The sequence below is a fragment of the Cupriavidus sp. FW305-3-2-15-C-LB2 genome (assembly GCF_058787575.1).
Map to the genome: position 1 here is coordinate 44,683 of NZ_JBYSZW010000006.1, position 21,640 is coordinate 66,322.

The 21,640-nt window shown below is 66.8% G+C and carries 18 protein-coding genes; 7 read left to right on the forward strand and 11 right to left on the reverse strand.

Going from position 1 to position 21,640, the window contains the following annotated elements:
• Nucleotides 1-4 precede the first annotated feature (4 nt).
• From AC3WRR_RS06815 to AC3WRR_RS06830, 4 genes are all read left to right on the forward strand, one after another.
• Nucleotides 5-1,036, forward strand: a complete 1,032-nt coding sequence (locus AC3WRR_RS06815) for a threonine aldolase family protein (RefSeq protein ID WP_010813671.1) — start codon at nt 5-7, stop codon at nt 1,034-1,036.
• 45 nt (nt 1,037-1,081) lie between these two features.
• Nucleotides 1,082-1,666, forward strand: coding sequence for an NUDIX domain-containing protein (locus tag AC3WRR_RS06820; RefSeq protein ID WP_010813670.1), 585 nt, complete (start codon nt 1,082-1,084; stop codon nt 1,664-1,666).
• Nucleotides 1,667-1,716: 50 nt separating this feature from the next.
• A complete protein-coding gene (locus AC3WRR_RS06825) occupies nt 1,717-1,944 on the forward strand; it encodes a sulfurtransferase TusA family protein (protein ID WP_010813669.1) in 228 nt (75 codons plus the stop codon).
• A gap of 357 nt (nt 1,945-2,301) precedes the next feature.
• Nucleotides 2,302-2,745: a GNAT family N-acetyltransferase gene (locus tag AC3WRR_RS06830; RefSeq protein WP_010813668.1), complete on the forward strand. Its 444-nt coding sequence runs from the start codon at nt 2,302-2,304 to the stop codon at nt 2,743-2,745.
• A gap of 66 nt (nt 2,746-2,811) precedes the next feature.
• On the opposite strand, the gene AC3WRR_RS06835 is transcribed toward AC3WRR_RS06830, so the two are convergent.
• The 5 genes from AC3WRR_RS06835 to AC3WRR_RS06855 all read right to left on the reverse strand — a co-directional run bounded on the left by AC3WRR_RS06835 (nt 2,812) and on the right by AC3WRR_RS06855 (nt 7,384).
• Nucleotides 2,812-4,380, reverse strand: coding sequence for a UxaA family hydrolase (locus AC3WRR_RS06835; protein WP_011615817.1), 1,569 nt, complete (start codon nt 4,378-4,380; stop codon nt 2,812-2,814).
• A 20-nt stretch (nt 4,381-4,400) separates the two neighbouring features.
• Nucleotides 4,401-5,195 (reverse strand): transporter substrate-binding domain-containing protein, encoded by a 795-nt coding sequence (locus AC3WRR_RS06840; protein WP_439670833.1) that lies wholly within the window; start codon nt 5,193-5,195, stop codon nt 4,401-4,403.
• A gap of 61 nt (nt 5,196-5,256) precedes the next feature.
• The gene (locus tag AC3WRR_RS06845; protein ID WP_269446640.1) at nt 5,257-5,985 is read right to left on the reverse strand and encodes an amino acid ABC transporter ATP-binding protein; all 729 of its coding nucleotides are present in this window, start codon (nt 5,983-5,985) and stop codon (nt 5,257-5,259) included.
• A 49-nt stretch (nt 5,986-6,034) separates the two neighbouring features.
• Nucleotides 6,035-6,685 (reverse strand): amino acid ABC transporter permease, encoded by a 651-nt coding sequence (locus tag AC3WRR_RS06850; RefSeq protein ID WP_010813664.1) that lies wholly within the window; start codon nt 6,683-6,685, stop codon nt 6,035-6,037.
• Between the two features lie 15 nt (nt 6,686-6,700).
• Complete coding sequence (locus tag AC3WRR_RS06855) at nt 6,701-7,384, reverse strand: amino acid ABC transporter permease (RefSeq protein WP_010813663.1); 684 nt, start codon at nt 7,382-7,384, stop codon at nt 6,701-6,703.
• Between the two features lie 248 nt (nt 7,385-7,632).
• On the opposite strand from AC3WRR_RS06855, the gene AC3WRR_RS06860 reads away from it, so the two are divergent.
• A complete protein-coding gene (locus AC3WRR_RS06860; protein WP_010813662.1) occupies nt 7,633-8,664 on the forward strand; it encodes a GntR family transcriptional regulator in 1,032 nt (343 codons plus the stop codon).
• Nucleotides 8,665-8,775: 111 nt separating this feature from the next.
• Here AC3WRR_RS06860 and galU read toward each other — a convergent pair whose 3' ends face one another.
• Nucleotides 8,776-9,666 (reverse strand): UTP--glucose-1-phosphate uridylyltransferase GalU, encoded by an 891-nt coding sequence (gene galU / locus AC3WRR_RS06865; RefSeq protein WP_011615814.1) that lies wholly within the window; start codon nt 9,664-9,666, stop codon nt 8,776-8,778.
• 129 nt (nt 9,667-9,795) lie between these two features.
• Complete coding sequence (locus AC3WRR_RS06870; protein ID WP_011615813.1) at nt 9,796-12,663, reverse strand: valine--tRNA ligase; 2,868 nt, start codon at nt 12,661-12,663, stop codon at nt 9,796-9,798.
• Nucleotides 12,664-12,882: 219 nt separating this feature from the next.
• Here AC3WRR_RS06870 and AC3WRR_RS06875 point away from each other — a divergent pair, with 219 nt between their 5' ends.
• Nucleotides 12,883-15,231, forward strand: a complete 2,349-nt coding sequence (locus AC3WRR_RS06875; protein ID WP_010813659.1) for a UvrD-helicase domain-containing protein — start codon at nt 12,883-12,885, stop codon at nt 15,229-15,231.
• Between the two features lie 45 nt (nt 15,232-15,276).
• On the opposite strand, the gene AC3WRR_RS06880 is transcribed toward AC3WRR_RS06875, so the two are convergent.
• From AC3WRR_RS06880 to sauS, 3 genes are all read right to left on the reverse strand, one after another.
• Nucleotides 15,277-16,569, reverse strand: coding sequence for an MFS transporter (locus tag AC3WRR_RS06880; protein ID WP_010813658.1), 1,293 nt, complete (start codon nt 16,567-16,569; stop codon nt 15,277-15,279).
• Between the two features lie 212 nt (nt 16,570-16,781).
• A complete protein-coding gene (locus AC3WRR_RS06885) occupies nt 16,782-18,311 on the reverse strand; it encodes an acyl--CoA ligase (protein ID WP_439670831.1) in 1,530 nt (509 codons plus the stop codon).
• A complete protein-coding gene (gene sauS / locus AC3WRR_RS06890) occupies nt 18,308-19,789 on the reverse strand; it encodes an acylating sulfoacetaldehyde dehydrogenase (protein WP_492296520.1) in 1,482 nt (493 codons plus the stop codon). The genes AC3WRR_RS06885 and sauS overlap by 4 nt, the downstream gene beginning before the upstream one ends.
• A 207-nt stretch (nt 19,790-19,996) precedes the next feature.
• On the opposite strand from sauS, the gene AC3WRR_RS06895 reads away from it, so the two are divergent.
• Nucleotides 19,997-20,755, forward strand: a complete 759-nt coding sequence (locus AC3WRR_RS06895; protein WP_010813655.1) for an IclR family transcriptional regulator — start codon at nt 19,997-19,999, stop codon at nt 20,753-20,755.
• Between the two features lie 74 nt (nt 20,756-20,829).
• Here the strand turns inward: AC3WRR_RS06895 and AC3WRR_RS06900 are convergent, their stop codons facing one another.
• The gene (locus AC3WRR_RS06900) at nt 20,830-21,636 is read right to left on the reverse strand and encodes a BPSS1780 family membrane protein (RefSeq protein WP_010813654.1); all 807 of its coding nucleotides are present in this window, start codon (nt 21,634-21,636) and stop codon (nt 20,830-20,832) included.
• Nucleotides 21,637-21,640 lie beyond the last annotated feature (4 nt).

The following is a 21,640-nucleotide window of genomic DNA, read 5'->3' on the forward strand; positions in this document are numbered from 1 at the left end:
CACCATGCAGCACTTCGCCTCTGACAACTACGCCGGCTTCTGCCCGGAATCGCTCAAGTATTTCCTGGAAGCCAACGCCAGCGGCCATGAGCAGGCCTACGGCGACGATTCCTGGACGCAGAAGGTCTGCGACCGTATCCGCGACCTGTTCCAGACCGACTGCGAAGTGTTCTTCGTGTTCAACGGCACGGCGGCCAACTCGCTGGCGCTGTCGGCGCTGTGCCAGTCGTACCACTCGGTGATCTGCCACGAGCTGGCGCATATCGAGACCGATGAATGCGGCGGCCCGGAGTTCTTCTCCAACGGCTCCAAGCTGCTGACCGCGCCCGGCGCTGACGGCAAGCTCACGCCTGACGCGGTCGAGGCGCTGGTCACGCGCCGCTCCGATATCCATTACCCCAAGCCCAAGGTGGTGTCGCTGACGCAGTCGACCGAAGTCGGCACCGTCTACAGCGTGGAAGAGGTGCGCGCGATCGCTGCCATCGCCAAGCGCCGCCAGCTGCGCGTGCATATGGATGGCGCGCGCTTTGCCAATGCGGTGGCGTCGCTGGGCGTGCATCCGTCCGAGATTACCTGGCGCGCCGGCGTCGACGTGCTGTGCTTCGGCGGCACCAAGAACGGCCTGCCGGTGGGCGAAGCGGTGGTGTTTTTCGACCGCCGCCTGGCCGAGGACTTTGCCTACCGCGTCAAGCAGGCCGGGCAGCTGGCGTCGAAGATGCGCTTTATCTCCGCGCCGTGGCTGGGTTTGCTCGAGAACGACGTATGGCTCGCCAACGCGCGCCATGCCAATGCGATGGCGCAGCTGCTGCAGCAGCGCATCAGCGATATTCCGGGCGTTCGCATCATGTTCCCGACGCAGTCCAACGCCGTGTTCGCCGAGCTGCCGCTGCCCGCGATCGAGGCGCTGCGCGCCAGGGGCTGGCGCTTCTATACCTTTATCGGCGCCGGCGGCTGCCGTTTCATGTGTTCATGGGACCTGCAGCCGCAGACGGTCGAGGCGCTGGCCGCCGACATGCGGGCGGCTTGCGGCGCCTGACCGGCACCCATACCTATAACGACGAGACCCTTCAGGAGCCCCCAAATGCAATACCGATTCTGCCCGCAGTGCGGCGCGCCGCTTGAGGTGCTGCCGCTGTCCGGGCGCGAACGCCACGCCTGCGTGCAGCAGGAATGCGGCTTCGTGCACTGGAACAACCCGCTGCCGGTGCTGGCGGCGGTGGTGGAGTACCAGGACAAGCTGCTGCTGGCGCGCAATGCCGCCTGGCCGGAGACCATGTTCGCGCTGGTGACGGGCTTCCTGGAGCGCGACGAGCCGCCCGAGCTGGGCGTGGCGCGCGAACTGAAGGAAGAGACCAACCTCGATACCGAGTCGGTGTCGCTGATCGGCGTCTACGAGTTCATGCGCAAGAACGAGCTGATCATTGCCTACCACGTCAAGGCGACCGGCACCGTGGCGCTGTCCGAGGAACTGGCCGACTACAAGCTGGTGGCGCCGGAGGACGTGCGCGTCTGGTCGGCTGGCACCGGCTTCGCGGTTGCCGACTGGCTGGCCGCGCGCGGCTATCCGGTGCGCTTCTTCGACCGCCAGACCGGCGCCGACATTCCGGACCCGCGCCGCCCGCACGACTTCAGCCTGGTCGGGGGTTCGCTACAATACCGTTGGTGAGGCTGGCCTCCGGCCAGCCGCCCAGCCCCCAGAATCGAAGGAAGAGACGAATGGAGTTCCAGAAAGAAGTGGATGCGCGCGGCCTGAACTGCCCGCTGCCGATCCTGCGCACCAAGAAGGCCCTGGCCGACATGGCCAGCGGCGATGTGCTCAAGGTGCTGGCCACCGATCCCGGCGCCACGCGCGATTTCCAGGCCTTTGCCAAGCAGACCGGCAATGAGCTGCTGTCGCACTCGGAAGTGGACAAGGTGTTTGTGTTCTACATGCGCCGCCGCTGAAGCGCTCCCGCTCCCAAAGAAAAAAGCCGCGTAATCAGAATTACGTGGCTTTTTTCTTTGGGATTCTGCGTCGATGAATATCGGCACGATTTTCCAGGCGCGCGGCAATGCGAGATTGGCGTAAATTGCAAGTCCTGCATTATTCCTGGCGGGACATCTCGCAAGGATTATCCCATTGCGTTTCCGCCGGTTCTGGGCTGCATTATTCTCCCCATAATGCCGGCGCCGCGGCACATGTGTTTACCCCGATTGGGCTGGTTTTTATGTATGCGCTAAATTACTACTGCGCCCTTGCCTGGTGCCGTGATGGTCACTGTGGGGGAGGGCGGAAGTTGATCAAGTGATTCAGGAGAGGCGATGCCAAGGGACGTCCGTATCCGAGCCGCTGGAATTGCCGACATTCAAGCTATTTCGGAAGTGCTGCAGCAATGTGGGTTGTCAGTTGAAAATGTGAGGCCGGCCGCATGTCTGTGCCATGTCGCTGAATTCGGGGAAATCGTAGCTGGTTGTGCCTGCGGGGAGATATTCGACCAGACCTTTGTCGTCAGGACCGTTGGCGTGCTTCCCGATTTTCGGGAGCGAAGAATTGCCACCCATCTGGTTGCGGCCCTGTTGATGCGCGCCCGCGCTAACGGTTGCACCAAGGCCGTTCTGCTGACGACGGAGCATCCGGCCTTTTTTGCGCGCTATGGCTTCTCGCTGACATCCGTGGACGAGTTGCCGACCGAACTGGAATTGTCCAGGGAATTTCAACGCCGCTTCGGCGCCTGGACGCACTGCATGTGCCGCCGCCTGGACTGAGGCGGGGCAAGACGCAGCGCAGCGGCCCGATGGGCCGCCGCGTCGCCGGCTGCGCGCCGGCGGGCTTCAGGTGATCGCGCTCAGCTGCCAGGGTACGAACTCGTTCTGCCCGTAGCCGTGCAGCTCGCTGCGTGAACGCTTGCCGGAGGCGGTGTCCAGCATCAGCCGGAACAGTTCCTCACCGAGCCCGCCAATGGTGGCGCTGCCGTCCAGCACGGCGCCGCAGTTCAGGTCCATGTCATCGGACTGGCGTTGCCACAGCGCGGTATTGGTCGCCAGCTTGACCGAGGGCGAGGGCGCACAGCCGTAGGCCGAGCCGCGCCCCGTGGTGAAGCAGATCAGGTTGGCACCCCCCGCGACCTGGCCGGTCGCGGAGATGGGGTCGTAGCCCGGCGTGTCCATGAACACCAGGCCGCGCGCGCGCACCGGCTGCGCGTACTCATAGACCTCGGCCAGGTTGGCCGAACCGCCCTTGGCGATGCCGCCCAGGGATTTTTCCAGCACGGTGGTCAGCCCGCCCGCCTTGTTGCCTGCCGACGGGTTGTTGTCCATGCTGGCACCGTGGCGCGCGCAATAGTCCTCCCACCAGCGGATGCGCGCCACCAGCTTGCGGCCGATTTCCGGTGTCTGTGCGCGGCGCGTGAGCAGGTGCTCGGCGCCGTAGATCTCGGGCGTCTCGGAGAGGATGGCAGTGCCGCCGTGGCGCACCAGCAGGTCTACCGCCGCGCCCAGCACCGGGTTCGCCGAGATGCCCGAGTAGCCGTCGGAGCCGCCGCACTGCAGGCCCACCACCAGGTGGCTGGCAGGCACCGGCTGGCGCTGCACGGCATTCGCGGCGGGCAGCATCTCCTGGATCATGGCAATGCCGCGTGCGATGGTCCTGGTGGTGCCGCCGCTGTCCTGGATGGTGAAGGTCTGCAGGCGGTCGTCGTGGGCCAGCCCCTGGGTGGCAAGCAGCGCCGAAATCTGGTTGGTCTCGCAGCCCAGCCCGATCACCAGCACGCTGGCGAAGTTGGGATGGCAGGCATAGCCGCCCAGCGTGCGCTGCAGCAGCGCCAGCCCTTCCCCCTGCGGGTCCACCGCGCAACCGACGCCGTGCGTGAGCGCCACCACGCCGTCGACGTTGGGATAGGCGGCCAGCGCCTCGGGATGGATGTCGCGGCGGAAGTGGTCGGCAATGGCGCGCGCCACCGTGGCCGAGCAGTTCACCGAGGTCAGGATGCCGATGTAGTTGCGCGTGGCCACGCGGCCATCGGCCCGCACGATGCCCGCGAAGGTGGCCGGCGCCGGCACCGGCTCCGGCGCGCGCGCATCGGCGCCATAGGCATAGTCGCGCGTGAAGTCGCCCATGGCCAGGTTGTGGGTGTGCACGTGCTGGCCGGGGCGGATGTCCTGGCTGGCGAAGCCGATGATCTGCCCGTAGCGGCGCACCGCCTCGCCGGCGCCGATGGCGCGCGTTGCCACCTTGTGGCCGGGCGGGACCAGGCCGAGCACAGTCACGTCTTCTTCGTCGAGCGTGGTGCCTGCCACGAGCTGGTCGCGGGCAATGACGACGTCGTCTTCCGGGTGCAGCCGGATCACGCGCAAGGCGGCGTGCAGCTGTGCTGCCTTGCCGGGGTTGGCAGGTGCGTTCATGCGATGAGCTCCCTCGTTCCTTATTTCAGCATCTCGGCCGGCAGCGACAGGCCGAAATAGCGCTTGTAGATGTCGTTGATCCTGCCGTTCTTCAGGTTGGCCCTGACCCAGCCGTCCAGCCAGTCCTTGAGGGCGGTATCGCCCTTGCGCAGGCCGATCGCATAGGGAAAGGTCTGCATCACGAACTTGATTTCCAGGTCGCGCGACGGATTGCTGCGCCTGACCTCCGGAATCACGCTGATGGCCGCGGCCAGGTAGTCCTGCTGGCCGGTGGAGACCGCGGTATTGGTGGTCGCGTCATCCTCGTAGCGCACGATATTCACCGCTGCCACGGCCTTGGCGCCCCGGCTCAGTTCCTGGTCGCTGGTGGTGCCGCGCGTGACCGCGACGGTCTTGCCCGACAGGTCGGCGAAGGACTTGACCTGGGCCTTGGTCGGGCCGCCCACCACCACGGGGATCACGCCATACGGCTCGGAGAAATCGATGACCTTCTTGCGCGCGTCCGTCACGGAAAAGGAGGCCAGCACCACGTCCGCCTTGCGGGTGAGGAGGAAGGGCACGCGGTTGGGGCCCGTGACCGGAACGATCTCAAGTTCGACGCCCAGGTCCTTGGCGAGCAGGCGCGCGGTCTCGATGTCGGAGCCGCTCTGCCTGGCTTGTGTATCCAGCATGCCGTAGGGAGGCGCGCTGATATCGACCGCCACCAGGATCTTCTTGCGCTGCTTGATGGTGTCGAGCGTGTCGGCCGAGGCGGCGGAGGTGCCGGCCAGCAGCAGGGCGGCGAGTGGGGCAAAGAGATAGCGGCGATAGTTCATGAGGTTGTCTCCGTATTGTTGGATATCGAAACGGGTTCTTGCTGAGCGGGCGCTGCCGCGCTTACAGGCCGTTGCTGACGAACTGGCGCAGTTCCGGCGTGGCAGGTTCGTCAAGCAGCCTGCCACTGCCGCATTCCCAGACGATGCCCTGGTGCATGAACATGATCTGGTCCGCCACCGAGCGCGCGAACGACATCTCGTGCGTGACCAGCACCATGGTCATGCCGTCTTCGGCCAGTTTTTCAATGACCCGCAGCACCTCGCCGGTAAGCTCGGGATCGAGCGCGGAAGTGACTTCGTCGAACAGCATCAGGCGCGGCTGCATGGCCAGCGAGCGCGCGATGGCGACGCGCTGCTGCTGGCCGCCGGAGAGCTGTTCCGGGTAGTAGTCGGCGCGCTCTTCCATGCCGACTTGCCGCAGCACGTGGCGGGCCAGTTCGCCCGCTTCCTTGCGCCCCATGCCCTTGACCTTGCGCGGTGCCAGCATGACGTTCTCGGCCACGGTCAGGTGCGGGAACAGGTTGTAGCTCTGGAACACGATGCCGACTTCCTTGCGCAGCGCGCCCAGGTCAACGGCGTCTTCGTGCATGGCATGGCCGCACACATGCAGGGCCCCGCCGCTCACGCGCTCCAGTCCGTTGATGCAGCGCAGGGCCGTGCTCTTGCCCGAGCCGCTGCGGCCGATCAGGGCCACCACCTCGCCGCGGCGCACCGAGAAGCTCACGCCCTTGAGGATTTCCACTTGTCCGAAGGACTTGCTTACCTTGTCGAAGCGGACCACTTCGTCCACGCTTGTCTCCATGACGTTCCTTTGTTGTCGGGTTTTGGCGCTGTCAGGCTCAGGCGCGTGCCTTGTTGAAGCGGCGCTCCAGGCGGTACGAGAGCGATGAGAGCGGATAGCAGATGGCGAAATACAGCGCCGCGGCGATGGTGAACACCAGAAAGGGCTTGAAGGTGGAGTTGTTGACCACCCGCGCCGAATAGGTCAGGTCGAAGAAGCCGATCACCACCGCGTACGACGAGTTCTTCACGATCTGCACCAGGAAGCTCACCGTGGGCGCAATGGCAATGCGGGCGGCCTGCGGCAGGATCACGTACACCGCCCGCTGCAGCGGCGTGAGCGCCAGGCATTCGGCGGCCTCCCACTGCGTGCGCGGCACGGCCTGGATGCAGCCCTTCCAGATCTCGCCGAGGTAGGCGCTGGAATACGCCGTCATCGCGATCCCCGCGGCGACCAGCGCCGGCAGCTCGAAGCCGCCCACGCTGATGCCGAAATACACCACGAACATGATCACCGGCAGCGGCACGCCCTGTACCAGCTGCACGTAGGCGCCCGTGAGCGTGCGCAGCACGCGCCCGCCGCGGCTGCGCGCCAGCGCCAGCGGTACGCCCACCAGCGCGCCGCCGGCAAAGCCCATGCCTGCCAGCAGCAAGGTCCAGCCTGCGCCGCGCAGGATGAACAACACTTGATCGAAAGAAATTCCGTGCATGAGGCGCGCTCCGGTTCAGAGAGGGGTTTGCAGGCGCCGGCGGCGCGTAAAGGCCAGGGCGCCGATGCCTGCCATCGACAGGCGCAGCAGCCAGGACAGCAGCAGGTAGACGAGCGCGATCACCAGGTAGATCTCGAAGCCGCGGAAGGTCTCCGACTGGATGCGGTAGCCCACCGCTGTGAGTTCCTCGGCCGAGATCTGCGACATGATCGAAGTGGCCAGCATCATCAGCACGAACTGGCTGATCAGCGCCGGATACATGCGCTCCACCGCTTGCGGCAACACCACCAGGCGCAGCATCTGCCAGCGCGACAGCCCCAGGCAGGAAGCGGCCTCGAGCTGGCCGCGCGGCACCGACTCGATGCCGGCGCGCACGATTTCGGTGGTATAGGCCGACACGTTCACGACCAGCGCCACCACTGCCGCCGCCATGGCCGGCACCCGCACCTGCACCGCCGCCAGCCCGAAGAAGAGCCAGAAGGCCTGGATCACCAGCGGCGTATTGCGAATCACGTCCACATACACCGTGACGCAGCGGCGCGCCCACGCGGGGCCTTGCGTGCGCACCACGGCCAGCGCCGTGCCCAGCACGAAGCCGAACACGATGGTGGCGACCGACATGCGCAAGGTCAGCCACACGCCGTCGAGCAAGTCCCGCCAGCCCGTGGACAGGAAACTGAAATCAAACTGGTAGTCCATCGGCGCGGGTTCCTCCTTCTCGTGGCGCCGCCGCGGCCGGCGCGCGCCCTGTCTCTTGTTGTGGCTTCGTTGTCGTGCTTGCGGCGTGCGACACGCGCCGTGGTGGGACGAAATATATGACCATTGCCGGCAATGGTCAATATCCGTGGATACCCGTGTATGATGGAATGCGATGAGATGCCCTGGCGTGCCGCCATGGCTACACTGACCGACCGCCACGTTCTGGAGACAAAGTGCCGAGCCCATCGATGACGACACGAGACCGAAATCGCGTCGCCCCCCTTGCTGCCAGCCTGGAAGCGGAGGAAGCCAGCCGCCATGCGCCGATCTACGCGTTGATCCACCAGGTGCTGCGCAAGGCGATGCTGGACGGGACGCTGGAGCAGGGCACCGTGCTGCTGGAAGGGCCGGTCGCGGAGATTCTGCGCGCCACCCGGTCGCCGGTGCGGCAGGCCTTGCGCGAGCTGGAGGCCGAAGGCCTGGTCAGCCGCTTCGACGGGCGCGGCTATGTCGCCGGCCCGGCCGGCACCGAGCCCAGGCGCGTGCCGCTGGACGCGGCCATGCTGGGCGTGGACAGCGCGCCGGACGTGGCACGCAAGACGCTGGGCTGGGAGGTCATCTACGACGAGGTGGAGCGCAACCTGGTCCACCTGTCGGTGTTCGGGCGCTACCGTGTCAACGAAGTCGAGCTGGCGCGCTATTTCAACGTGGGGCGCACCGTGGTGCGCGATGTGCTGCTGCGCCTGGAAAGCCTGGGCATCCTGGAGAAGGACGAGCGCCAGCGCTGGGTCATCATCCCGCTGGATGCGCAGCGCATCCACGATCTCTACGAGCTGCGCTCACTGGTGGAGCCGGCCGCGCTGCGCGGCGCTATCGTCCATGCGGACGCGGCCGAGCTGGCTGCCATGATGGAAGACCTGCACAAGGTGCAGCGTGTCTACCCGAAGGTGTCGCGCACCGCCATGGACAAGCTGGAGCATGACCTGCACGTGCGCCTGCTGTCGCTGTGCCCGAACAAGGAGCTGCTGGGCAGCCTGCAGCGCACGCGCTGCATCCTGACCCTGAGCAAGCATGTACTGGGAGCGTCGGCGCCGATGCCGCAGGAAGATCCCTTCCTCTCCGAGCACATGGCCGTGCTGCAGGCCGCCGCCGCAGGCGCGCCGCGCAAGGCCGCTGAGCTGTTGCGGGAACACCTGGAGCTGTCGTGCGCGAAGGTCACGCAGCGGGCCGGGCTGGTGCGCGAAACGTTCGCGCTGCCGACGGTGTCCTACATCGCCTGAGCGCAAATAAGGAGAGGCCGCAACCCTCCCGGCATTTGCCGGAATGGTTGCGGCCTCTCACGGCTGCAGACGTCCAGGAACTTCCTTTCCTGTCCGCAGGGCAGGGCGCGATCAGCTGCCGATGCCGGTCAGGTGCTCGCGCGATTCCAGGTAGGCGCTGAATTCAGTCCCGACTTCCGGGTGCTTCAAGGCAAATTCAACGGTTGCCTTCAGGTAGCCCAGCTTGCTGCCGCAGTCATAGCGGCGGCCCTGGTAGCGGTAGGCCAGCACCTGCTCCTGGCCCAGCAGCGACTGGATCGCGTCGGTCAGCTGCAGCTCGCCGCCGGCGCCCGGCTTCAGGTCACGCAGGTGTTCGAAGATGCGCGGGGTCAGGATGTAGCGGCCGACCACGCCCAGGTTGGACGGCGCGTCTTCCGGCGCCGGCTTCTCGATGATGCCGGAGACCTTGATCACGTCCGCATCCCATTCGCGGCCGTCGATCACGCCGTAGGAGCGGCTTTGCTCCGGCGTGATCTCCTCGACCCCCAGCACCGAGCAGTTGTAGTGGTTGAAGGTATCCACCATCTGCTTCATCACCGGCGGGTTGCCGTCGATCAGGTCATCGGCCAGCATCACTGCGAACGGCGTGTCGCCGACCAGCTTGGCCGCGCACAGCACCGCATGCCCCAGGCCCAGCGCTTCGGGCTGGCGCACGTAGAAGCATTCCACGTTGGCGGGCTTGATCGAGCGCACCACGTCCAGCAGCGCCTGCTTGTTCTTGGCCTCAAGCTCCACTTCCAGCTCGAAGGCCTTGTCGAAATGGTCCTCGATGGCGCGCTTGGAGCGGCCGGTGACAAAGATCATCTCGGTAATGCCGGCGGCCATGGCTTCTTCCACGGCGTACTGGATCAGCGGCTTGTCCACCACCGGAAGCATTTCCTTGGGGCTGGCCTTGGTGGCCGGCAGGAAGCGAGTGCCCAGGCCCGCAACCGGGAACACAGCCTTGGTGACGCGATTTTCCATATCAGGTGTACCTCTCAGATTCCAGTCCATAACCCTGCCAGCCATTGCGGGCGTCGTCTGTCCGGTTCTGTCCGACGAAGCCGGACAGAACCCCCGGCAGGCAGGGGCGTGAATGCGGCCGCCGTGCCGTCAGGCCGGCAGCCGCTGCAGCTGGCCCTGCAGCTTGGCCAGCGTCTGCTCGAAATCGGCCAGGCGCTGCGTCTCTTGCGCCACCACGGCAGGCGGTGCCTTGGCGACAAAGCTCTCGTTGGAGAGCTTGGCGCGGCACTTGCCGATTTCGCCACCGATGCGCTCGACTTCCTTCGACAGGCGCGCGCGCTCGGCGCCGACATCGATCTCGATCTTCAGCAGCAGGTGGTTGCCCCCGGCAATGGCGACCGGCGCGCCGGCGCCTTCAGCCTGCAAGGCAGCTTCATCTTCGAAGACGCGTACCTCGGAAAGTTTCGCCAGTGCCTGGATATGTGCGCTCGCCGCCTTCAGGAAGGTGCTGTCACCCTCAGCATAGAGCGGGATGCGCTGGGCCGGCGAGATGTTCATCTCGCCGCGCAGGTTGCGGCAGGCATCGATCACTTCCTTCAGGCGCGCAACCCATTGCTCGGCTTGCTCGTCGATCTTGGCGACCGCAGGCAGCGGGTAGGGCTGCAGCGCGATGGTCTCGGAGCCGTCACCCTTGGCGCGGCCGGCCAGCGGGGCCACCTTCTGCCACAGCTCTTCGGTGATGAAGGGGATGATCGGATGCGCCAGGCGCAGCACGGTCTCGAGCACGCGCAGCAGCGTGCGCCGCGTGGCGCGCTGCTGGGCCTCGGTGCCGTTCTGGATCTGCACCTTGGCCAGTTCCAGGTACCAGTCGCAGTATTCGTCCCAGACGAACTTGTAGATGGCGTTGGCGATGTTGTCGAAGCGGTATTCGGCAAAGCCCTTCTCGACCTCGGCTTCCACGCGCTGCAGCAGCGACACGATCCAGCGGTCGGCCTGCGAGAAATCCAGGTAGCCGTCCGGCCCGCAGTCGTTGTTGCACGGGCCCATGCCGCAGTCATGGCCTTCGGTGTTCATCAGCACGAAGCGGGTCGCGTTCCACAGCTTGTTGCAGAAGTTGCGGTAGCCCTCGCAGCGGCCGGTATCGAAGTTGACGTTGCGGCCCAGCGTGGCCAGCGACGCGAAGGTGAAGCGCAGCGCGTCGGCGCCGAATGCGGGAATGCCCTCGGGGAATTCCTTTTTCGTCTTCTTCTCGATCTTGGGCGCGTCCTTGGGGCGGCGCAGGCCGGTGGTGCGCTTCTGCAGCAGCGTGTCGAGGTCGATGCCGTCGATCAGGTCCACCGGGTCCAGCGTGTTGCCCTCGGACTTGCTCATCTTCTTGCCTTCCGAATCGCGCACCAGGCCGTGCACGTAGACGGTATGGAAGGGCACCTTGCCGATGAAGTGCTTGGTCATCATGACCATGCGCGCCACCCAGAAGAAGATGATGTCGTAGCCGGTCACCAGCACCGACGACGGCAGGAAGTGATGCATCTCGGGCGTTTCTCCCGGCCAGCCCAGCGAGGAGAAGGGCACCAGCGCCGACGAGAACCAGGTGTCGAGCACGTCTTCCTCGCGGCGCAGGCTGCCGGTGCTGCCGGCGGCCTTTGCCTTTGCCAGCGCTTCTTCTTCGGTGCGGCCGACAAAGCAGTTGCCGGCATCGTCATACCACGCCGGGATCTGGTGGCCCCACCACAGCTGGCGCGAGATGCACCAGTCCTGGATATTGCCCAGCCACTGGTTGTAGGTGCTGATCCAGTTTTCCGGCACCAGCTTGATCTCGCCGCTCTGCACGGCTTCCAGCGCCACCTCGGCGATCGAGCGGCCCGGGTAGAAGGTGCCTTCCGGCGCCGGCTTGCTCATGGCGACGAACCACTGGTCGGTCAGCATCGGCTCGATCGCGCTGCCGGTGCGCTCGCTGCGCGGGGTCATCAGCTTGTGCTTCTTGACCTCGGCCAGCAGGCCGCGCTTGTCCAGGTCCTCGACGATGGCGCGGCGCGCGTCGAAGCGGTCCAGGCCGGCGTAGGCGGCGGGGGCGTCGGCAACGATCTTCGCGTCCAGCGTCAGGATCGACAACTGCGGCAGGTTGTGGCGCTGGCCCACGGCATAGTCGTTGAAGTCATGGCCGGGGGTCACCTTGACCACGCCGGTGCCGAACTCGCGGTCGACGTACTCGTCGGCAATCACCGGGATCTGGCGCTCGGTCAGCGGCAGCTGCACGAACTTGCCGATCAGGTGCGCATAGCGCTCGTCTTCCGGGTGGACCATCACGGCCACGTCGCCCAGCATGGTTTCGGGGCGGGTGGTGGCCACAGTCAGGTGGGTCAGGCCGCCCTTGGCATCAGCCTCGACCAGCGGATAGTGGATATGCCACAGCGAGCCTTCTTCCTCGATGCTGTCGACTTCCAGGTCCGACACGGCGGTGCCCAGCACCGGGTCCCAGTTGACCAGGCGCTTGCCGCGGTAGATCAGGCCCTGTTCGTGCAGGCGCACGAAAGCTTCGGTGACCGCCTTCGACATCTCGGGCGACATCGTGAAGTACTCGCGGCTCCAGTCGATCGAAGCGCCCATGCGCCGCACCTGGCGGGTGATGGTCGAGCCCGACTCTTCCTTCCAGGCCCACACCTTCTCGGTGAACTTCTCGCGGCCCAGGTCATGGCGCGACACGCCCTGCGACTCGAGCTGGCGCTCCACCACGATCTGGGTGGCGATGCCGGCGTGGTCGGTGCCCGGCACCCACAGCGTATTGGCGCCGCTCATGCGCGCATGGCGCGCCAGGCCGTCCATGATGGTCTGGTTGAAAGCGTGGCCCATATGCAGCGTGCCGGTCACATTGGGCGGCGGCAGCTGGATCGCAAAGTCCGGGCGGGCAGGGTCGAAGGTCGGCTTGGCAATGCCGCGCTTCTCCCACTCGGGGCCCCATTTCGCCTCGATGGCGGTGGGTTCGAAGCTTTTGGCGAGGGACTGGTCTTGGGCGGTCATGCTGGGATGTCGATATTGGCGTCGGGGGTCGTCGCAGGGTGCTTCGGCCTGCGCCTGGCGAGGCGGCGGCCGTCGGCGGCCGGCATTGCGCCAGTAAAACGTTAAATTATACGGGGGTGGCAGGCTGGTGCCTATTTCCCGGCCATCCGGCCCCGCCGGATGTGACTTGCAGGACAGGGCCCGCCGGTATAATTGCCGTCAATCCACAAGGCTGATCCGATGTCCGACCTGCTTGCCAACCTGAACGCCGAACAACTAGCCGCCGTCACCCTGCCTGACGAACCGGCGCTGATCCTGGCGGGCGCGGGCAGCGGCAAGACCCGCGTGCTGACCACGCGCATCGCCTGGCTGATCCAGAACGGCCGGGTCTCGCCGGCGGGCATCCTGGCGGTGACCTTTACCAACAAGGCCGCCAAGGAAATGCAGACGCGGCTGTCGTCGATGCTGCCGATCAACACCCGCGGCATGTGGATCGGCACCTTCCACGGCCTGTGCAACCGCATGCTGCGCGCGCATTTCCGCGACGCCGGGCTGCCCCAGACCTTTGCCATCCTGGACAGCCAGGACCAGCTCTCGGCGCTCAAGCGGCTGCTCAAGTCGCTCAACGTCGACGATGAGAAGTACCCGGCCAAGAACCTGCAGTACTTCATCAACAACGCCAAGGAGCAGGGCCTGCGCCCGGCCGACGTCGAGGCCAACGACGACTTCAACAAGCGCTTTGTCGACCTCTACGCCGCCTACGACCTGCAGTGCCAGCGCGAAGGCGTGGTCGACTTCGCCGAGCTGCTGCTGCGCTGCTACGAGCTGCTGCGCTACAACGACGCCATCCGCCAGCACTACCAGCACCGCTTCCGCCACGTGCTGGTCGACGAGTTCCAGGACACCAACGTGCTGCAGTACCAGTGGCTCAAGCTGCTGGCCGGCTACGGCACGCAGAACCCGGCCGCGGTCTTTGCCGTGGGCGACGACGACCAGAGCATCTATGCGTTCCGCGGCGCCAACGTCGGCAATATGCGCGACTTCGAGCACGAGTTCCGCGTGCGCCGGCTGATCAAGCTGGAGCAGAACTACCGCTCGCACGGGCATATCCTGGATTCGGCCAACCACCTGATCTCGCACAACGCGCGCCGCCTGGGCAAGAACCTGCGCACCGACGCCGGCCACGGCGAGCCGGTGCGAGTGTTCCAGGGCGGCTCCGACGGCCAGGAAGCCGCCTGGATCATCGAGGAGATCCGCGACCAGATCGCGCAGGGCGCCAGCCGCGCCGAGATTGCCATCCTGTACCGCAGCAACGCGCAGTCGCGCGTGATCGAGCATGCGCTGTTCTCGGCCGGCATCGCGTACCGCGTCTATGGCGGCCTGCGCTTCTTCGAGCGCGCCGAAATCAAGCACGCGCTGGCCTATATGCAGCTGCTGGAGAACCCGCGCAACGATGCAGCCTTTGGCCGCGTGGTCAACTTCCCGGCGCGCGGCATCGGCGCGCGCTCGCTGGAAGTGCTGCAGGACATGGCGCGCCAGTATGACTGCGCGCTGGCCGAGGCGGTGGCCTACGTGCCCGGCGCGGCCGGCAGCAAGCTGGCGGCGTTTACACGCCTGATCGAGAAGATGCGCGAGGACACGCGCCGCATGACGCTGGCCGAGACCGTCGAGTACGTGATCAACCACAGCGGCCTGATCACCCACTACCAGGGCGAGAAGGAAGGCCAGGACCGCATCGAGAACTTGCAGGAACTGGTGACCGCCGCGCAGGCCTTCGTGGTCGAGGAAGGCTACGGCCTGGAAGCGCTGGCCGCGGTGATCCCGGTTGACCGCAGCCCCGCCGCCCCGGCACTGGCCGACGGCGACCAGGCCCAGCAGGTGCTGGATCCGGAAGCGCTGCCGGTGGTGATGACGCCGCTGGTCGCGTTCCTGACCCATGCCTCGCTGGAAGCCGGCGACAACCAGGCCCAGGCCGGCCAGGACGCGGTGCAGATGATGACCGTGCATGCGGCCAAGGGGCTGGAATTCGACGTGGTCTTCATCACCGGGATGGAAGAGGGCCTGTTCCCGCACGAGAACAGCATGATGGACCCGGACGGCGTGGAGGAAGAGCGCCGCCTGATGTACGTGGCGATCACGCGTGCGCGCAAGCGGCTCTACATGTCGTTCGCGCAAAGCCGCATGCTGCACGGCCAGACCCGCTACCACGTGCGCTCGCGCTTCTTCGAGGAACTGCCCGAGGCCTCGCTCAAGTGGCTGACGCCGCCGGCGCAGGGCTACGGCGGCGTGCGCCGCCAGGAGCGCGACAGCGCCTGGGGCCGCGACTGGTTCCGCAAGCCCGAGGACGTGCCCTATACCGGCACGCGCCCCACCGGCGGCATGGACAACGGCAACGGCTATGCCGATGCCAAGCGCGAGGCCGGCACCGGCTTCCGGGTGGGGCAGTCGGTGTTCCACAACAAGTTTGGCGAAGGTGTGATCACCGCGCTGGAAGGCGAGGGCACCGACGCACGCGCCAATATCAACTTCAAGCGCAACGGCGCCAAGTGGCTGGCGCTGTCGGTGGCGAAGCTGGACGCGATCGACTGAACGAGTCCGGCTTCGCTGCGCGCGCCATGCCGCGACCCGGGCGGCTCAGGGCAGGGCGTGGCGGACCTCGCCAGCCTTTTCGTCGGGGCTGTCCACCGTCAGCAGCGGATTGATGAACAGCGAGGCCAGCGCGCCAACCCCGAGCAGCGCCCCCGAGATCATGAACGGCAGGTCATAGCTGCCGGTGCGCTCGATCAGGTAGCCGAACACCACCGGCGACACCATGCCGGCCACGCCGAAGCCGGTGTTCATCATGCCGCCCGCGGTGCCGGCGTACTTGCCGGCGATGTCCAGCGGCAGGCTCCACAGCACCGCGTTGGTCAGCTCCAGGAAGAAGAACGACAGCGACAGCAGGATCACCGCGTTGACGGCATCGGCCGTGAAGGTCATCGGCGCGATGAACATCAGCGAGCCGGCCAGCCCCACGAACAGGACCGCGCCGCGCGCCAGGCGCAGGTTGCCGGTGCGCTTGTAGATGCGGTCCGACAGCACGCCGCCGAGCGTATCGCCGACCACGCCGGCCATCAGCGGCAGCGCGGTGAACAGCGCCAGCTGCTTCAGGTCGAAGCCGCGCGCCTCCTTCAGGTACGAGGGCAGCCACGTCAGGTAGACCCACAGCGACCAGCCGTAGCAGAAGTCGACGAAGGTCACCAGCCACATGCGCCGGAACAGGCGCCGCCACGGCGTGGCCGCCTTGGCGGCCTGCCGGCTGTCGCCGTGCCGGTAGCCGATCTCCTGCAGCTCCTGCGCGGTCACGCGGCTGTGCTTGTCGGGCGAATCCTTGAAAAAGAAGGCGTACAGCAAGGTCCAGCCGAGGCTGACCGCGCCCAGCACGATAAAGGCTTCGCGCCAGCCGGCGGCGGCCACGATGACCAGCACGACCGGCGGCGTGATCGCACCGCCCAGCCGCGCGAAGCTGTGGGTGATGCCCTGCGCGAAGCCGCGCTCCGCCACCGGCATCCAGTAGGTGAAGGCGCGCGTCGCGGTCGGGAACGCACCGCCTTCGCCGATGCCCAGCACGAAGCGCAGCACCACCAGCATCAGCACGCTGCCCGCGAAGCCGGTCAGCACGGTGGCCACGCCCCAGATCAGCGAGAGGACAATCAGCACCTTCTTGGGCCCGAACTTGTCAGCCATCCAGCCGCCGAGAATCTGCATGGCGGCATAGGGGTAGGCAAAGGCCGAGAACACCAGCCCCAGCTGCGATGTGGTCAGTCCCATTTCCTCGCGGATCAGGGGGGCGGCGACCGAAATGTTGACGCGGTCGATATAGGCGATGAAATACATCAGGCACATGACGCCCAGGATCATGTGCCGGGTCTTGATACGTTGCTTCATAACCACCTCCTATGCGCGGCGCGCGCGTGGTGTTGACGGGGCGGCGGCCGGCACACGGTCCGTAGCCATGCGCTTGCGGCGCGCCGGGGGCGCGGCGCCGGCCGCGCTGCCCCGTCCTTGAGCAATCTGTCTGCAGTCTTGAGTCGTGTCTCCTGGTCTGGTGGATTCCGGTCGGGCAGGCTCCTTGGCGAGGGTTGTGGAAGGGGGAAGGTTCAGGCGTGGTCGAGCAGCTTCAGCCGCTGCACCTTGCCGGACGGGCCGCGCGGCAGCTCGGCGATAAAGCGGAACTCCTTCGGCGTCTTGTAACGGCCCAGCTCGCGCAGGCAATGCGCGCGCAGCGCCGCGTCATCGCAGCGCGCGGCCTCGCGCATGACCACGTAGGCAACGATCTCCTGCCCGTAGGCCGGGTCCGGCACGCCTACCGCCGCGGCTTCGAGCACGCCCGGATGGCGCAGCAGCGCCTCGTCGATCTCGCGCGGGGCGATGTTCTCGCCGCCCTTGATGATCAGTTCCTTGGCGCGCCCGCTGATGTAGAAATAGCCATCGGCGTCGCGGTAGCCGAGATCGCCCGTGCGCAGCCAGCCATCGTGCGTAAAGGCCTCGCGCGTGATGTCCGGCGCCTTGTAGTAGCCCGCCATCACGCTCTCGCCCTGCAGCACGATCTCGCCGACCTGTCCGTCAGGAGCCGGCTTGCCGTCGCGCCCGAGCACGCGTGCGCGCGTGCCAGATGGCCTGCCGATGCTGCCGATGCGCCGCTGGCCCGGGTCGAGCGGATTGCTGAACGCCGGTGCGGCAGTCTCGGTCATGCCCATGGTCTCGATCACGCCGATGCCGAAGCGCGCCTCGAAGGCGCGGTGATGCTCGGGCGGCAGCGCGGCCGAGGCCGAGCGGCAGAAGCGCACGCCGGCCGGGGCCTGGCCGTGCGGATCGTTCAGCAGGTAGGCGATGATGGTCGGCACCACGTTCAGCCAGGTGCATCCGTGGCGCGCGCTGTCCTGCCAGAACGCGCTGGCGGAAAAGCGCATCGGCATCACCACCGAGCCGCCGTGCACCAGCGGCGCGATCGCGGTCACGACCAGGCCGTTGATGTGATACAGCGGCAGCGTCGCCAGCACCCGGTCGGCCGGCCCGAGGCAGTGCTCGCGGCTGACGTTGGTGCCGTTGGCCACCAGGTTGCGCTGCGTCAGCAGCACGCCTTTGGGCGTGCCGGTGGTGCCAGACGTGTACATGAGCAGCGCGGGCGCGTCAGGCTGCGGTGCGGGCAGTGGCGACGCAGCATCATGCGTGGCAGGCAGTGCCGGCAGGCTGTTGGCATCGGGCGCGGTGACGAGCACCGGCACGTCCAGTCCGGCCTCGCGCAGGGCCTCGCGGATGGCGGCTTCTCCGTCGGGCCAGGTGAAGACCAGCCTCGTATCCGAGTGCGCCAGGATGTAGCGCAGCTGCGCCGGCTGGCACAGCAGGTTGATCGGATTGACCACCAGCCCGCAGGCCATGGTGCCGAGCAGGAGCCGCGCGGTCTGCTCGCCGTTGGGCAGGTACACCGACACCGTCTGGCCGCTGCCCAGGCCGGCTGCCGCATAGCTGCGGCCGAGCGTGCCGGCGTCCGTCGCCAGCGCGCCGAAAGTGAGCGCATGGCCGCTGTCCGGGGACAACAGGTAGGGCTTGTCGGGCCACTGCGCGGCGCGCACGGCAATCAGCGCGGCAAGCGTGTCGAACACTTCGGGTTCCGTGCGCGCGTTCATTTGCCGACCCTCGCGAAGTAGTCGCCCAGCAGGTCCGCTTCATCGGGCACGTGCTCGGCGATGGGCACGGCGATGCGGGTGATATTCAGGTATTGGCGCCAGCCGAGGTTGTCCGAGAAGTTGTTGCCGCCCCAGGTGCCGCAGCCCATCGACAACGAGAACGGCAGGCCGTTGTCGAAATTCCCGCCGGTGGCGAAGCAGTGCGCCTGGTTCACGATCACGCGCGCCACCGGCAGCTCTTGTCCAAGCTGCAGCGCATGGCGCGGGTTGGACGAATGCAGGCTGACCGAATGCCCGGCGCCCATATAGGCGTACAGGCTCGCCACGCGCTCGACCGCCGCCGCGAAGTCGGTCGCGCGGTAGAGCGTCAGCACGGGCGAGAGCTTCTCGCCGGAGAAGGGGTAGTCGCTGCCGACACCGGTTTCCTCCACCAGCAGCATCGCGGGCTGCAGCGCGCGCACGCGTTCCAGCCCGGCGAGCTCGGCAATGCGGGTCGCGCTCTGTCCCGTGAAGCTGCCGGCGAGCTTGGCGTCGCGCCACATCAGCGCCTGCAGCCGCGCTTTCTCCGAAGCCGTGAGCAGCACGCCGCCGACCGCCGCCAAGGCGTCGAGCATGGGCGTGTAGACCGCGTCGACTACGACCAGGCTGTTCTCCGAAGAGCAACTGGTGGCATTGTCGAAGGTCTTGGAGCGCGCCACCTTGGCTGCCGCGTCATCCAGCGTGGCGCTGGCGTCGATGATCGATGCCACATTGCCGGCGCCCACGCCGAAGGCCGGCGTGCCGCAGGTGTAGGCCATGCGCACGTTGGCCTGCGAGCCGGTCGCGACCACCAGGTCGGCCTGCCGCATGAGCTCCGCCGTCGCGGTCTTCGAGACCGGCGCGGGCAGCATCTGGACCAGGTCGGCGGGCAGGCCGGCGCGCGCAAACTCGGCGTGGATGAACGACAGCAGCAGCGCGCAGGTGTCCTGCCCCTTCGGCGACGGCGCCAAGATCACGCTGTTGCCGCACTTGAGCGCGTTGATGATCTTGTTGGCCGGCGTGGCCGCAGGATTGGTCGAAGGCGTAATGGCCGCCACCACGCCCACGGGCCGCGCGATCTCGGTGATGCCGGCTGCCGCATCCTGCGCGATCACGCCCACCGTCCTGCGGCCATGCAGGTCGCGCAGCAGGCCCAGCGTCTTGCGGTGGTTCTTGCGGATCTTGTCGTCGACATTGCCCAGCCCGGTGTCGGCGACGGCACGCTCGGCCAACTGGCGGTTGCGCGCGGGCTCCATGATGGCCCACGCGGCAGCGGCGACTGCCGTGTCGACGGTGGCCTGGTCGGCACGCGCGAACTCGCGCTGCGCCTGCCTGGCCGGGGCCACGACCGCAGTGACGGCTTCAGCCGCGGCTTGCGCTGGCTGCACGGGCAGGGATGCCGTCGGTAGGGGCAAATCGGAATTGTTGGACTGCCGGCGATGCAGTATTTGCACACTCATGGATTCGACTCCGCGGTTTGGACGGTTAGGGCCGCCGCGCTTTGTCGTGCACTTCGCGGCACCGTCGGCGGCCCTGGATCGAATCTAGTGAAGCCGGGCAGACAGGCCGTCCCAATTTGTGCGCTTTCGCGAGCGCGCAGCCGGGGTGCGATCGAGAATTCAGTTTTCGGGACGGCCATGCGTCCCGGAATCCTTTAAATTTGATCCATGAGCAATCATTCGAATGCCGCCGCCGTGCGCGCCTTCCGCATTCTCGAGATCCTGTCCGCGGCCGACGGACCGCTGTCGCTGGCGGCCATCGTGCAGGCGATCGAGCTGCCGAAGCAGACCGTCCACCGCATCCTCAAGCAGCTTGAAAGCACTTGGCTGGTGTCGCGCACTGCCGGCAACCGCCACTACGAGTGCTCGTCGCGCGTGCGGCAGCTGGCCGTCAATGTGCTGATGCAGGCAGGTCCGGCGGCGGCGCGCCATGCGATCCTGCAGCAGCTGGTCGACAAGATCGGTGAGACCTGCAACCTGACCATGCTGTCCGGCGACGACGTGGTCTACCTGGACCGCGTGGAAACGCAATGGCCGCTGCGCATGCACCTGCAGCCGGGCTCGCGGGTGCCGCTGCACTGCACCGCCAGCGGCAAGCTGCTGCTGGCGTTCCTGCCGAGCGCGCAGCGCCAGCGCCTGGTTGCCAGCCTGCCGCTGCGCGCGCATTCGGCGCACACCATTACCAATGCCGAGGCCTTGCACGCGGAACTGGCCGAGACACGGCAGCGGCGCCTGGGGGTCAACAATCAGGAAAACCTGGAAGGCATGATCGCGGTCGCGGTGCCGGTGATGCGCAACCGGAGCCGCGCCTGCGCGGCGATTGCCGTGCAGGTGCCGATGGCGCGCATGACGATGGACCAGCTGATGGGATTCGTGCCGGACCTGCGCCTGGCAGCGGACGAGATGGTGAAGACGTTCTGCGAATAGGCCGTGAGGGCGGTGTGCTCCCTCTCCCGCAAGCGGGAGAGGGAGCACACGATCGCGCAGCGAGCGCCCGTTGTTCAGGCCCCGGGAGTTGCCGGCGCGGTCGGATCTACCCCCGGCGGCGTCACGTTGAAGCAGCCCCGGTACGTCGCATAGAACGAGCAGTACAGGATCGCCAGCATCAGCAGCGAATATGGCGTGACCAGGAACGACAGCACCGTCTCCGCGCCGAAGGCGCTGAACACCGCCTCCAGGAAGAACGGGATCGCCACCAGCAGCATCGCGAACAGCACCGCGTAGGTGAGGAAGGCGCCGCGGTTGCGCCAGCACGCGGTCCAGCTGAAGAACAGTGCCTTGACCGGCGGCACGCCGTGCCAGGCTGCCAGCAGCGGCGCGAACCAGAACATCATCGCGATCGGCGTGTACAGCAGCGCGCCGATCAGCATGGCGTAGTACAGCTGGCGCACCGCTTCGGCGGTCGGCGCTTCTTCCTTCAGCACGATCGGCACCAGCGCGCTCATGTCGACCACCGAGCCGGCGATCAGCCCCAGCATGAACACCAGCCCGGCGTAGATGCCGCCCAGCACCAGCAGGTTGCGCGTGGCTTCCTTGCCGTTGGCGCGGAAACCCGCCAGCAGCACGGTGGGCATCACCCGCTTGTTCTGGATCACGTCGCGGCATGCGGTCATCACGCCGACCGACAGGCCGGGGGTGACCACCAGCAGCGCGATGATGCCGATCAGCGGCACCACGATGGCCAGCTGCGCGGCGATCAGGTAGACGAACAGCAGCATCAGGAAGGTCAGCGGGTTCTTGCGGAACAGCCAGATGCCCTGGCGGAACCAGGTGTAGCCTTCCTTGGCAGGGACTTCCAGTAGTTGCATACGG

Bases quoted from the DNA above. Each gene is read 5' to 3' on its own strand.
- AC3WRR_RS06880 (WP_010813658.1), bottom strand. From the start codon at position 16,569: ATGAAGCAACGTATCAAGACCCGGCACATGATCCTGGGCGTCATGTGC.
- AC3WRR_RS06895 (WP_010813655.1), top strand. From the start codon at position 19,997: ATGAGCAATCATTCGAATGCCGCCGCCGTGCGCGCCTTCCGCATTCTC.
- AC3WRR_RS06855 (WP_010813663.1), bottom strand. From the start codon at position 7,384: ATGGACTACCAGTTTGATTTCAGTTTCCTGTCCACGGGCTGGCGGGAC.
- AC3WRR_RS06825 (WP_010813669.1), top strand. From the start codon at position 1,717: ATGGAGTTCCAGAAAGAAGTGGATGCGCGCGGCCTGAACTGCCCGCTG.
- AC3WRR_RS06875 (WP_010813659.1), top strand. From the start codon at position 12,883: ATGTCCGACCTGCTTGCCAACCTGAACGCCGAACAACTAGCCGCCGTC.
- galU (WP_011615814.1), bottom strand. From the start codon at position 9,666: ATGGAAAATCGCGTCACCAAGGCTGTGTTCCCGGTTGCGGGCCTGGGC.
- AC3WRR_RS06835 (WP_011615817.1), bottom strand. From the start codon at position 4,380: ATGAACGCACCTGCCAACCCCGGCAAGGCAGCACAGCTGCACGCCGCC.
- sauS (WP_492296520.1), bottom strand. From the start codon at position 19,789: ATGAGTGTGCAAATACTGCATCGCCGGCAGTCCAACAATTCCGATTTG.
- AC3WRR_RS06885 (WP_439670831.1), bottom strand. From the start codon at position 18,311: ATGAACGCGCGCACGGAACCCGAAGTGTTCGACACGCTTGCCGCGCTG.
- AC3WRR_RS06870 (WP_011615813.1), bottom strand. From the start codon at position 12,663: ATGACCGCCCAAGACCAGTCCCTCGCCAAAAGCTTCGAACCCACCGCC.
- AC3WRR_RS06815 (WP_010813671.1), top strand. From the start codon at position 5: ATGCAGCACTTCGCCTCTGACAACTACGCCGGCTTCTGCCCGGAATCG.
- AC3WRR_RS06840 (WP_439670833.1), bottom strand. From the start codon at position 5,195: ATGAACTATCGCCGCTATCTCTTTGCCCCACTCGCCGCCCTGCTGCTG.
- AC3WRR_RS06860 (WP_010813662.1), top strand. From the start codon at position 7,633: ATGACGACACGAGACCGAAATCGCGTCGCCCCCCTTGCTGCCAGCCTG.
- AC3WRR_RS06850 (WP_010813664.1), bottom strand. From the start codon at position 6,685: ATGCACGGAATTTCTTTCGATCAAGTGTTGTTCATCCTGCGCGGCGCA.
- AC3WRR_RS06900 (WP_010813654.1), bottom strand. From the start codon at position 21,636: ATGCAACTACTGGAAGTCCCTGCCAAGGAAGGCTACACCTGGTTCCGC.
- AC3WRR_RS06830 (WP_010813668.1), top strand. From the start codon at position 2,302: ATGCCAAGGGACGTCCGTATCCGAGCCGCTGGAATTGCCGACATTCAA.
- AC3WRR_RS06820 (WP_010813670.1), top strand. From the start codon at position 1,082: ATGCAATACCGATTCTGCCCGCAGTGCGGCGCGCCGCTTGAGGTGCTG.